This window comes from Streptomyces durocortorensis, from assembly GCF_016901035.1.
GTDB classification, from domain to species: Bacteria; Actinomycetota; Actinomycetes; order Streptomycetales; family Streptomycetaceae; genus Streptomyces; species Streptomyces durocortorensis.
Map to the genome: position 1 here is coordinate 1 of NZ_JAFEUF010000091.1, position 11,728 is coordinate 11,728.

The 11,728-nt window shown below is 71.9% G+C and carries 9 protein-coding genes; 8 read left to right on the forward strand and 1 reads right to left on the reverse strand.

All coding sequences use genetic code 11. From position 1 onward, the window contains the following. From JS521_RS18575 to JS521_RS18590, 4 genes are all read left to right on the forward strand, one after another. The coding region (locus JS521_RS18575) for a serine/threonine kinase C-terminal domain-containing protein (RefSeq protein ID WP_239487482.1) at nt 1–699 on the forward strand (699 nt) is incomplete at its 5' end. Nucleotides 700–1,148: 449 nt separating this feature from the next. Next, complete coding sequence (locus JS521_RS18580; RefSeq protein ID WP_205084094.1) at nt 1,149–2,765, forward strand: succinic semialdehyde dehydrogenase; 1,617 nt, start codon at nt 1,149–1,151, stop codon at nt 2,763–2,765. A gap of 49 nt (nt 2,766–2,814) precedes the next feature. Continuing rightward, complete coding sequence (locus tag JS521_RS18585) at nt 2,815–4,695, forward strand: GMC oxidoreductase (RefSeq protein ID WP_205084095.1); 1,881 nt, start codon at nt 2,815–2,817, stop codon at nt 4,693–4,695. A gap of 101 nt (nt 4,696–4,796) precedes the next feature. Further along, nucleotides 4,797–6,554, forward strand: coding sequence for a peptidase (locus JS521_RS18590; RefSeq protein WP_205084096.1), 1,758 nt, complete (start codon nt 4,797–4,799; stop codon nt 6,552–6,554). 360 nt (nt 6,555–6,914) lie between these two features. On the opposite strand, the gene JS521_RS18595 is transcribed toward JS521_RS18590, so the two are convergent. Next, complete coding sequence (locus tag JS521_RS18595) at nt 6,915–7,214, reverse strand: chorismate mutase (protein WP_205084097.1); 300 nt, start codon at nt 7,212–7,214, stop codon at nt 6,915–6,917. A gap of 355 nt (nt 7,215–7,569) precedes the next feature. Here JS521_RS18595 and guaA point away from each other — a divergent pair, with 355 nt between their 5' ends. The 4 genes from guaA (at nt 7,570) to JS521_RS18615 (ending at nt 11,592) form a co-directional block, all read left to right on the forward strand. After that, nucleotides 7,570–9,156, forward strand: coding sequence for a glutamine-hydrolyzing GMP synthase (gene guaA, locus JS521_RS18600; protein ID WP_205084098.1), 1,587 nt, complete (start codon nt 7,570–7,572; stop codon nt 9,154–9,156). A 137-nt stretch (nt 9,157–9,293) separates the two neighbouring features. Then, on the forward strand, nt 9,294–9,908 hold the full coding sequence (locus tag JS521_RS18605) for a Uma2 family endonuclease (protein WP_205084099.1): 615 nt from the start codon (nt 9,294–9,296) through the stop codon (nt 9,906–9,908). A gap of 43 nt (nt 9,909–9,951) precedes the next feature. Beyond that, nucleotides 9,952–10,722 (forward strand): SAM-dependent methyltransferase, encoded by a 771-nt coding sequence (locus tag JS521_RS18610; RefSeq protein WP_205084100.1) that lies wholly within the window; start codon nt 9,952–9,954, stop codon nt 10,720–10,722. Between the two features lie 81 nt (nt 10,723–10,803). Next, the gene (locus tag JS521_RS18615; protein ID WP_205084101.1) at nt 10,804–11,592 is read left to right on the forward strand and encodes a class II aldolase/adducin family protein; all 789 of its coding nucleotides are present in this window, start codon (nt 10,804–10,806) and stop codon (nt 11,590–11,592) included. Nucleotides 11,593–11,728 lie beyond the last annotated feature (136 nt).

Genomic DNA, 11,728 nt, shown 5'->3' on the forward strand with positions numbered 1-11,728 from the left:
CCCGACCAGGTGCCCCCGGCCACCGGCCCCGCCTCCGCCCCGGTGACCCGGCGCGCCGGTTCCCGGTGGCGGACGGTCCTCGTCGTGGTCGTCGCCGCCGCCGTTCTCGGCGGCGCGGCCGGTCTGATCGCGATGAAGTACGGCGAGAGCTCGGACGCCCCGGGCGGCGCGAGCGGCGGTACGAGCGCCGGCAGCACACCGTCCGCGCCCAAGACCACCCCGGAGCCCACCGCCCCCGCGTCGGAGATACCCGACGGCTGGCACCGGGTCGACGACCCGGCCGGCTTCAGCCTGGTCGTGCCCAGAGGCTGGGAGCGCCAGGTGAACGAGGGCCAGATCGACTACACCCCCGACGACAGGGCCCACAGGATCCGCATCAGCGTCGACCCCGACCCGGACTTCGACCATCCGTATCTGCACATGGAGAACCTGGAGGAGCAGGTCTCCACGCGGCTGCCGGGCTACCAGCGGATCGGGATGGAGAAGAACACCTTCCGCGACCGGCCGGGCGCCCTCTGGGAGTTCACCTGGAACGAGACCAAGGACCACGCGGGGCCCCGGCACGGGATCGACCAGATGTACTACGGCGGTCCCGGCGGCCCCGAGTACGCGCTGTACCTGACCGCCCCGCAGGAGGGCTGGGAGGCCAGCCGGGAGAAGTTCGACATCATGCTGCGCAGTTGGCGCGCCCCGGACTGACCCGGGCTGACCTCTGGAGCCGCTGGGAACGTCCCCCTTCGGTTACGTCGCTGCTTCCGCCGCCCAACCGGGTGGTGTACCGCGCAGGACGTGGGACCGACTTCGGGATCGCCCGGGTCGAGGGCGAGCACCGGCTCACCGAGACCGGCGCGTTCGTCTGCTCCCCGACCCTACTGGCACGTCCGCGTGGAGATGCCGGCGGCCGGGCAGGCGAGGACGGACGGAACGGCGATCTTCGAGGAGGTGAAGGCACACTTCAAGATTCGCGGCTCCTGAGCCCGAAAGCCCTGCCGCCGCCACGCGCCCCGCTGTATAGCCACTGATCAGCGGTTATGTCGCCAGCGATCACTGGCTCGGTCGAGGTGGGCGTCCGACAGGGGTGGCGGGTCCTGTGAAAAACTGTTACCGACGGGTACCCAAAGGCTCCGGCTGGACATACTCTCGGCCCCATGACGGACTCGCAGGCCCCTGACGCCCCTCTCGGTACGAACCCCGTGGCGGTCGCCCCCGCCGGGGTGCGCACGGCCGCCGACGTGGTCACCCCCGAGGTGATCGCCCAGCTGATCCGCGGGGTCGTCGGGTCGGGCCGCACCGCCAACCACACCCCCTTCACCGGGGAGAAGCTGGCCGACCTGCCCGAGTCCACCCCCGAGGACGTCGCCACCGCCTTCGACCGGGCCCGCGCCGCCCAGCCCGTCTGGGCCGCCGTCCCCGTACGGCAGCGGGCCGCCGTCCTGCTGCGCTTCCACGACCTCGTCCTGAGCCGCCAGTCCGAGGTCCTCGACCTCATCCAGCTGGAGACCGGCAAGGCCCGGCTGCACGCCCACGAGGAGGTGCAGGCCGTCGCCGTCGCCGCCCGCCACTACGGGCGCAAGGCCGCCTCCTACCTCAAGCCCCGCCGCCACACCGGTGTCGTCCCGACCCTCACCAAGGTCACCGAACTGCGCCAGCCGCGCGGCGTCGTCGGCCAGATCGCCCCCTGGAACTACCCGCTGGAGCTGTCCGTGGGCGACGCGCTGCCCGCGTTCGTCTCCGGCAACGCCGTCGTGATGAAGCCCGACACCGAGACCGCCCTCACCGCGCTGTGGGCCCGTGACCTCCTCATCGAGGCCGGACTGCCCGCCGAGGTCTTCCAGGTCGTCCTCGGGGAAGGCCCGGTCGTCGGCCCCGAGGTCGTCAGCCGCGCCGACTACGTCTCCTTCACCGGCTCCACCCGCACCGGCCGCGAGGTCGCCGTGGGCGCTGCCTCCCGGCTGGTCGGCGTCTCCCTGGAGCTCGGCGGCAAGAACGCGATGCTCGTCCTCAAGGACGCCGACGTGGAGAAGGCCGCGGCGGGAGCCGTCCGCGCCTGCTTCTCCTCCGCCGGACAGCTCTGCATCTCCATCGAGCGGCTGTACGTCCACGAGTCCATCGCCGACGACTTCGTGCAGCGCTTCGCCACCCGGACGAAGGCCATGCGGCTCGGCAGCTCCCTGGCGTACGGGGCCGACATGGGCTCCCTCGTCGGCGAACGCCAGCTGGAGACCGTCACCCAGCACGTCGCCGAGGCCGTCGAGAAGGGCGCGACCCTCCTCGCCGGCGGCGTCGCCCGCCCCGACATCGGCCCGCTGTTCTACGAGCCCACCATCCTCGACGGCGTGGAGGCCCCGATGGCCGTCTGCACCGAGGAGACCTTCGGCCCGGTCGTCGCGATCTACCGCTTCAGCGACGAGGACGAGGTGATCGCGCAGGCCAACGCCACCCCGTACGGCCTCAACTCCAGCGTCTGGACCACCGACTCCCGGCGCGGCCACGCGGTCGCCGCCCGGCTGCGCACCGGCACCGTCAACATCAACGAGGGGTACGCCCCCGCCTACGGCAGCGTCCAGTCCCCGATGGGCGGCATGAAGGAGTCCGGCCTCGGCCGGCGGCACGGCTCCGAGGGCATCCTCAAGTACACCGAGGCCCAGACCGTCGCCCAGCAGCGGCTGATCCCGCTCGCGCCCGCCTTCGGGATGGACGACGAGAAGTACGCCGCGTTCATGACGAGGAGCCTCAAGGCGATGAAGGCGTTCCGGCTGCGCTGAGAGCCCGCCGAGACGTCGTAACCCTGCCCTTTTCGTACCGAGGAGCGCCATGTCCCAGGACAGCCCTGCCCAGAAACAGCCCGTGAGCCATGTCCCGGCCGAGGACGACGCCGCGTACGACTACGACGTCCTGGTCGTCGGCTCGGGCTTCGGGGGCGCCGTGTCGGCGCTCCGGCTCACCGAGAAGGGCTACCGTGTCGGCGTCCTGGAGGCGGGCCGCCGCTTCACCCCCGGCACGCTCCCCAAGACCTCCTGGGACCTGAAGAACTACCTCTGGGCGCCAGCCCTCGGCCTCTTCGGCCTCCAGCGCATCCACCTCCTCGGCAACGTCATGGTGCTCGCCGGGGCCGGGGTCGGCGGTGGGTCGCTCAACTACGCCAACACCCTGTACGTGCCGCCCGCCCCGTTCTTCGAGGACCGCCAGTGGGCCTCGATCACCGACTGGCAGGACGAGCTGAAGCCGTACTACGACCAGGCCCGCCGGATGCTCGGGGTCCGGCTCAACCCGACGATGACCCCCTCCGACATCCACCTCAAGGCCGTCGCCGAGACCATGGGCGTCGGCGACACCTTCCACATGACCCCGGTCGGTGTCTTCTTCGGCGACGGCAAGGACGCCGACGGCACCGCGAGGGCCAAGGCTGGCGACACCGTCCCCGACCCGTACTTCGGCGGCGCGGGCCCCGACCGCAAGGCCTGCACCGAGTGCGGCGAGTGCATGACGGGCTGCCGCCACGGCGCGAAGAACACCCTCAACGAGAACTACCTCCACCTCGCCGAGCGGGCCGGGGCGGTCATCCACCCGATGACCTCCGTCGTCGCCGTCACCGACGACCCCGAGGGCGGCTACCGGGTGCTCACCGTCCCCACCGACCGCCGCCGCAAGGCCAAGCCGACGAAGCTGCGCGCCCGCAAGGTCGTCATCGCCGCCGGAACGTACGGCACCCAGACCCTGCTGCACACCATGAAGGACCGGGGTCTGCTGCCCCGGCTCTCCGCGAAGCTCGGCGAGCTGACCCGTACCAACTCCGAGGGTCTGGTGGGCGCCCAGACCAGCGACCGCCGCTACCGGAAGAAGCACGGCACCGCCAAGGCCGACTTCACCCGGGGTGTCGCGATCACCTCGTCGATCCACCCCGACGACAACACCCACATCGAGCCCGTCCGCTACGGCAAGGGTTCCAACGCCATGGGGGCGCTGACGGTCCTCCAGGTCCCCTACGGGGCCCACCGGGTGCGCGGCTGGATCACCAACATGGTCAAGCACCCCACCCTCGCCGCCCGTTCGCTCTCCAACCGCCGCTGGTCCGAGCGCACCATCATCGGCCTGGTCATGCAGTCCCTGGACAACTCCCTGACCACGTACCGCAAACCGGGCGGCGTCGGGAAGGGCCTGCTCACCGCCCGCCAGGGCCACGGCGCCCCCAACCCGACGCAGATCCCGGAGGCGACCCTCGGCGCCAGCCTGCTCGCCGAGGAGATCAACGGCTTCGCCGGGTCCAACGTCGGCGAGCTGATGGGCACTCCGCTCACCGCCCACTTCCTCGGCGGCTGCCCGATCGGCGCGAGCGCGGAGGAGGGCGTCATCGACGCGTACCACCGCCTCTACGGCCACCCCGGCATCAGCGTCGTCGACGGTTCGGCCGTCTCCGCCAACCTCGGCGTCAACCCCTCGCTGACCATCACCGCCCAGGCCGAGCGCGCGATGTCGCTGTGGCCCAACAAGGGCGAGGCGGACCCGCGCCCGGAGCAGGACGCGGCATACGAGCGGCTCACCCCGGTCGAACCTCTCGCGCCCGCCGTGCCGAAGGAGGCGTTCGGCGCACTGAAGCTGCCGTTCCTGGGGATCCCCGTGGTGCCGCCGAAGGGCACGGCCGAGGCCGGCACGGACGTGAAGGGTGTCGGGAACACCCCCGTACCCAATCCGTGATCTTGGGGAGGGCAACTGTTCGGGGAGCTGTGCGGTCCAACCCGTACCGCGACAACTGTCACAGCAGCCCCACAGCTCCTGCCGAGTCCCAGAGGTCACCGATGACACCTTCCACCCCGAGAACCGTGCTGCACCGCGCGGCCGGCTCGCTCGCCGCCGCCGGTCTGCTGGCCGCGGCCGCGCTCGCGGGGGCGGCCGCCCCGGCCCAGGCCGCGGACACGCCGGTGTTCACGTTCGGCGGCCCGGCCGAGACGGCCCTGCACCCGTATCCGGCGAGCGGCAAGCCGAAGTCCTCCAAGGTCGGGATCACGCTGTACAACCCGTCCGAGGACGAGGAGAACGGCGGCTTCGACGGCGACTTCACCCTCACCTTCGACCTCAGCGGCGTCGCGGGCGTCGCCGACGTGAAGATCGACGGCGAGGCGAGCCCGGACTGCAGGATCACCGGCACCAAGGCCGTCTGCGAGGACTGGGGCATCTGGCCCGGCTCCCAGTCGGCCGCCGACTTCGTCGTCACCGCCGCCAAGGGCAGTGAGAACGGCGCCACCGGCACGATCAAGGTGACCGGCCAGGCGGACGGCGCCACCTTCACGCCGTTCACCACCCGGCTCACGGTCGGCGGCCCCGACCTCGTGATGGAGCGGCTGCCGTTCAAGACGGAGCTGACCCCGGGGGACAAGCAGCAGGCCCCGATCACTTTCGCCAACCGAGGCTCCAGGGACGCCGACGGCGTCCTGCTCACCCTGCGGTACTCGCGCGGCCTGGACATCCCGCAGCGCTACTCCAACTGCGAGTACACCGTGGACGACCCGGACCTGCCCGACTTCGGCTGGACCACGGCGCTCTGCTCCGTCGAAGGAGCCTTCGAGGCGGGCGCGACGTACACGCTGGCGACTCCGCTGACGCTGGAGGCCACCGAGCGCGCCTACTACGACACCTTCCTCTACGGCATCCACGAGAACAGCGCCGCCCAGCGCACCGCCCTGCGTGCGGGCGCCCCCTTCGAGCGGGGCACCGGCGGCGTGCTGAAGGCGGTCCCGGCGAAGAAGGGCGCCGCGGCCCGGGGCGCCGACCTCGACCCGTACGACAACCAGCAGGAGGCCGACTTCCGTACGGAGAACACGGCCGACTTCGTGGCCTACGGCGACCGGGTGGCCGGGTCCGAGGGCTCCTTCGTCACGGCCGACCTCGGCTTCCGCAACGAGGGTCCGGCATGGATCGGCCACATCCGCTCCGGCGAGGACGTCGCCACCGTCGACTTCACCGTCCCCCAGGGCGCCTCGGTCGCGACGAAGCCGGAGAGCTGCCGCGCGGTCACGGCCGACGGAAAGTACCGCGAAGACCAGAACAGCCCCGCGCCGCGCTACTTCTGCAACACCTCGATGACCGTGCGGGACGGGGGCGGCCTCGACCTGCGCTTCGAGCTGCGGGTCGACAAGGCCATGGTCGGCGCGAGCGGCGCGGTGACCGTACGCAACACCTGGCTGCAGAACCCGAAGCTCCCGTTCGACCCGAAGCCCGCCAACAACACGGCCTACCTGATCCTGAACGGTGAGGGCGACGGCTCCGACCCCGGCGGTGCGACGGAGGGCGGCGACGGCGGCTCCGGCGAGCCGTCCACCCCGCCGACCTCGGCCCCGGACCCGGAGGAGAGCCCGTCCGGCACCCCGAGCCCCTCGGCGTCCACCACGTCCGGCGGCGGCTCGGCCGGCACGACCGGCGGCTCCGGCGGCGGGGGAGGCCTCGCCTCGACGGGTTCGATCGCGCTGATCGCCTCGGGCACGGCGGCCGCGGCGCTGGCGGCGGGCCTGGTGCTCTTCACTGCGGCACGGCGACGGGCTGCCGCGCAGCACGGCTGACCGCGAAGGCGGACGGGCGGCGGAGGAGGGGGCGGGCCTCCGCCCGGATGCGTATCCGATGCGGCCGACCCGGGCGTCCCCGGGATCGGCCGCATATGGGGTGACCGGGCTGCTGTCCCCTGCGGACCGGTCACATACGCCGGGTCGTGGTCCCACGACGCACCTGCAGTACGTCACACTCCCCGGCGGAGCCACGCGTGGTTTCCTACCGATGCCGCCCCTGGTTGGCACGGACACCGGGACCAACGAAGGCACCGCGCCCCTGGTCACGCGCCGTACGGGTGAGACGGGCCCCGAACGCAGATACGGCCCGTGTCCGGCAAGCGGAGAACCGTTCCCTCGAAGGGTCTTCCGGGGCCCTCACACCCGGCCGCGGCACAGCTCCAGGAGCGTCATCGCCAGCGCGGTGCCCGGCTTGCCCAGCGCGTCCCTGTAGTGGCCGAGCACGGCGGTCTCGCGGGAGAGGTTGACCCGGCGGCCGCCGGAGGTGATCCGGGCCTGCTGGATCACCGCCGAGACGGCCATCCGTTCCTGGACGAGACCGATGATCCGGTCGTCGAGGGCGTCGATGCGCTCCCGGGCCCCGCCGATCAGGGCGGCGGCCTCGTCGGTGTGGGCGCCGGTGGCGGTGGTGGTGTCGGCGGTGCTGATGCTGCTCATGGTGGTGACTCCTGATGATCGGAGGCCACCCGGGCTGAACGGGCCCGGATACGCAGAACGCCCCGGGCCTGCGGGCCGGGGGCGCCTGGAACGTTGCTTGTCAGTAGCTCAAGCAGCACGACCATGGCAGCCGGCGGGCCGGATGCCATAGGTAAAGACGAAGATCGTGTGCTGACGCATGGCGCACAGTATGGCCCTGTTTCCGTCGCCCCGACAAAACGGGGCCCGGATCGTGAGACGCGACAGGGCGCGACCGGGCAGGTGCCACCCCCGCCACCGGCCCGGCGGAGGGCCCGCGCACGGCCGGTAGAATCGGAAGAACCGACCCCCTTCACCACCGCCGGAAGGCCGCCCCGTGCCAGCAGCACCCCCCGCCGCCCCCGACGCCACGGCCGACGTGGTCCTCGTCGTCGACTTCGGCGCGCAGTACGCCCAGCTCATCGCCCGCCGCGTCCGTGAGGCCCGGGTCTACAGCGAGATCGTCCCGTCCACCATGCCGGTGGCGGAGATGCTGGCGAAGAACCCGCGCGCGATCATCCTGTCCGGCGGCCCCTCGTCGGTGTACGCGGAGGGCGCGCCGTCCCTGGACCGCTCGCTGTTCGAGGCCGGGGTGCCGGTCTTCGGCATGTGCTACGGCTTCCAGCTGATGGCCACGACGCTCGGCGGCACGGTCGACGACAACGGGGCCCGTGAGTACGGCCGTACCCCGCTGCACGTCTCCAAGGCGGGCTCCACGCTCTTCGAGGGCACGCCCACCGAGCAGCCGGTGTGGATGTCGCACGGCGACGCCTGCTCGGCCGCCCCCGAGGGCTTCACGGTCACCGCCTCCACCGACGTGGTCCCGGTCGCCGCCTTCGAGAACGACGAGAAGAAGCTGTACGGCGTCCAGTACCACCCGGAGGTCATGCACTCGACCCACGGCCAGCAGGTCCTGGAGCACTTCCTCTACCGCGGCGCGGGCATCGAGCCGAACTGGACCACGACCAACGTGGTCGAGGAGCAGGTCGCCGCGATCCGTGCCCAGGTCGGCGACAAGCGCGCCATCTGCGGCCTCTCCGGCGGCGTCGACTCCGCGGTCGCGGCGGCCCTCGTCCAGAAGGCCGTCGGCTCCCAGCTCACCTGCGTCTACGTCGACCACGGCCTGATGCGCAAGGGCGAGACCGAGCAGGTGGAGAAGGACTTCGTCGCCGCGACCGGCGCGAAGCTGAAGGTCGTCGACGCGGAGAAGCGCTTCCTCGACGCCCTCGCCGGAGTCTCCGACCCCGAGGAGAAGCGGAAGATCATCGGCCGCGAGTTCATCCGCGTCTTCGAGCAGGCCCAGCTGGAGATCCTCCAGGAGGAGGGCCCCGAGGTCGCCTTCCTCGTCCAGGGCACGCTCTACCCGGACGTGGTGGAGTCCGGCGGCGGCACCGGCACCGCCAACATCAAGTCCCACCACAACGTCGGCGGTCTCCCCGACGACATCGAGTTCCAGCTCGTCGAGCCGCTGCGCCAGCTGTTCAAGGACGAGGTCCGCATGGTCGGCCAGGAGCTGGGCCTCCCCGAGGAGATCGTCCAGCGCCAGCCGTTCCCCGGCCCCGGCCTCGGCATCCGCATCGTCGGCGACGTCACCAAGGACCGCCTCGACCTGCTCCGCGAGGCCGACGCCATCGCCCGCGAGGAGCTGACGGCGGCCGGCCTGGACCGCGACATCTGGCAGTGCCCGGTGGTCCTCCTCGCCGACGTCCGCTCGGTCGGCGTCCAGGGCGACGGCCGCACCTACGGCCACCCGATCGTGCTGCGCCCGGTCTCCTCCGAGGACGCCATGACGGCCGACTGGTCGCGCCTGCCGTACGAGACGCTGGCGAAGATCTCCACCCGCATCACCAACGAGGTCGCCGACGTCAACCGCGTCGTCCTCGACGTGACGAGCAAGCCGCCGGGGACGATCGAGTGGGAGTGACCCCTCCCGGGCTCGGCTGAACCCCGGAGCCCCCAAGTCCACGCCGACGCCGTCGCTCATTCGTTTGGGCGGCGGCATTGTCGTATCGGATGGGTACGCTGAGTGAAGAGACGAGACTTCGGCGTATGGGAGCAATCATGAGCGCCGCACCCGAGCCCGGGCTTGAGCAGCAGGAGCCGTACCGGTGGCCGGTCCCGCCGGAGGGCGGCTGGACGGCGGACGACCTCGACCGGATTCCGGGCCTCCCGCCCCACACCGAGCTGATCGACGGGAGTCTCGTCTTCACGAGTCCGCAGCGGAAGTTCCACACGCGAGCCATGTGGCTGCTGGAATCCGCCCTCCTCGCCCACGTCCCCGCGGACCTGGACGTGGACCGGGAGATGACCATCAGGCTGGACACCAGCAACCGCCCGGAGCCCGACCTCCTGGTGTACAAGGCCGACGCCGACACCGGCCCCGACCAGACCTGGTACGCACCGGAGGACGTCGTCCTCGCCGTCGAGGTCGTGTCCCCCGATTCCCTGGAGCGTGACCGGGGCGTCAAACCGCGCAAGTACGCCGAGGCCGGGGTCAAGCACTTCTGGCGGGTCGAGCAGGGTGACGACGACCTGCCCGTCGTCTACGTCTACGAGCTCGACCCGGCGACCCACACCTACACGCCCACAGGTATCCACCACCAGAAGATGAACCTGTCCGTTCCCTTCCCGATCGACGTGGACCTCAGCCAGATCCACCGCCGGGGCCGCCGGTAATTCCCTGGCACGGGCCTCACCTCCCGTGCCAGGCTCCTCCACCATGTCCGCCGAAGAAGTCCGTGCCGTCCTCTCCGCCCCCGGGAACGACCGCCTCACCTGGAACACCCCGCTCTCCGAGGAGCACGCGGCCCGGCTGATCGCCGCCTGCGACCCCGCCCCCGGCGCGCGGATCGCCGACCTCGGCTCGGGCTGGGGGGAACTGCTCATGCGGCTCGTGGAGTCCGCGCCCGGGGCCACCGGGGACGGCGTCGAGACCGATCCGGACGCCGTGGCGCGCGGGCGGAAGCTCGCCGGGGAGCGAGGGCTCGCGGACCGGGTGAGGTTCCACCCGACGCCCGCCGCCGAGTGGCCGGACGACGGCTACGACCTCGCCGTCTCCATCGGCTCTTCGCACGCCTGGCCCGGCGCCACCGCCCGGGAGTCGACCCGAAACGCCCTCACCGCCCTCGCCGCCGCCGTACGCCCCGGCGGACGGGTGCTGTTCGGCGAAGGGATCTGGCTGAAGGAGCCCACGCCCGCCGCGCTGGAGGGCATCGGTGCCGAGCCCGGGGACTTCGGCTCACTGCTGGAGCTCATCCGGCTGGCGGAATCCGTCGGGCTGCGCGCCCTCCAGGTCACCTGCGCCGACGAGCGCGAATGGGACCTCTTCGAGTCCGAGGGCCCGATCGGGCGCGGGCAGCGCTGGGCCCTGGCGAACCCCGGCCATCCGCTGCACGCCGAGGTGACGGCCGAGGTCGACGCCCGCCGCACCGGCTACTACGGCGGCTACCGCTCCACCTTCACCCTCGCCTATCTGGTGCTCAGCACCTGACCCGGGCCCCACCCCTTCTCACCGACCCCACCCGGCGGTAACTTCCGGTCCTGTACGCCTCTGGGAACGTGAGGAGCCGCCATGTCCGAGCAGATCGCCGTGTCCGACCCCGCCCCGATCCCCGTCGAACAGCTCCAGTTCGCGATGCCGCCCGTGCACGCCTCACCGGCCGAGGAACGCACGTACCGCAGAGAGCGGCTGGCGGGCGCGCTGCGGCTGTTCGGGCAGCTCGGGTACGAGGACGGGGTCTCCGGGCACATCACCGTGCGCGACCCCGAGCTGGCGGACTGCTTCTGGGTCAACCCGTTCGGCGCGCCCTTCGCCGACATCACCCCGCAGGACCTGATCCTCGTCAACGGCGACGGCCAGGTCGTCCAAGGCCGCTTCCACGTCAACCAGGCCGCGTTCGCCGTGCACGCCGGGGTGCACCGGGCCCGCCCAGACACGGTGGCCGTCGCGCACACCCACTCCACGCACGGGCGGGCGCTCGCCGCGCTCGGGGAGCCGATCGAGCCGATCACCCAGGAGTCCTGCGCCTTCTACGAGGACCACGCGGTCCACGACGCGTACACGGGCGTGGTCGTGGACGAGGACGAGGGCCGGCGCATCGCCGCCTCGCTCGGTCCGCACAAGGCGGTGATCCTGCGCAACCACGGGCTGCTGACCGTCGGGGACTCCGTGGACGCGGCCGCCTGGTGGTTCCTGACCCTGGAGCGCGCCTGCCAGGTGCAGTTGCTGGCGCGGGCCGCCGGGAAGCCCGTGCTCATCTCGCACCGGGACGCCCTCACCACCCGCGACCACCTCGGCAGCGACCTGGTGGCCTGGATCAACTACCAGCCCTTGTGGCAGCGGATCAGTCGAACGTTCTGACGACACCCGCCCCCGGGGCCCCCCCCGGGGGGGGGCCGGGGCCCCCGGGGGGGGGAATTGCGGGTGTAGGAAAGGTGGTGGGGGGGGCGGGGGGGGGGGGGGGGGGAGAAAGCCGGGGGGTGGGGGGGAACCGGGC

Excerpts from the sequence above, each read along its gene's own strand:
- JS521_RS18605 (WP_205084099.1), top strand. The coding sequence starts at position 9,294 with ATGAGCGCCGCACCCGAGCCCGGGCTTGAGCAGCAGGAGCCGTACCGG.
- JS521_RS18595 (WP_205084097.1), bottom strand. The coding sequence starts at position 7,214 with ATGAGCAGCATCAGCACCGCCGACACCACCACCGCCACCGGCGCCCAC.
- JS521_RS18610 (WP_205084100.1), top strand. The coding sequence starts at position 9,952 with ATGTCCGCCGAAGAAGTCCGTGCCGTCCTCTCCGCCCCCGGGAACGAC.
- JS521_RS18590 (WP_205084096.1), top strand. The coding sequence starts at position 4,797 with ATGACACCTTCCACCCCGAGAACCGTGCTGCACCGCGCGGCCGGCTCG.
- JS521_RS18580 (WP_205084094.1), top strand. The coding sequence starts at position 1,149 with ATGACGGACTCGCAGGCCCCTGACGCCCCTCTCGGTACGAACCCCGTG.
- JS521_RS18585 (WP_205084095.1), top strand. The coding sequence starts at position 2,815 with ATGTCCCAGGACAGCCCTGCCCAGAAACAGCCCGTGAGCCATGTCCCG.
- JS521_RS18615 (WP_205084101.1), top strand. The coding sequence starts at position 10,804 with ATGTCCGAGCAGATCGCCGTGTCCGACCCCGCCCCGATCCCCGTCGAA.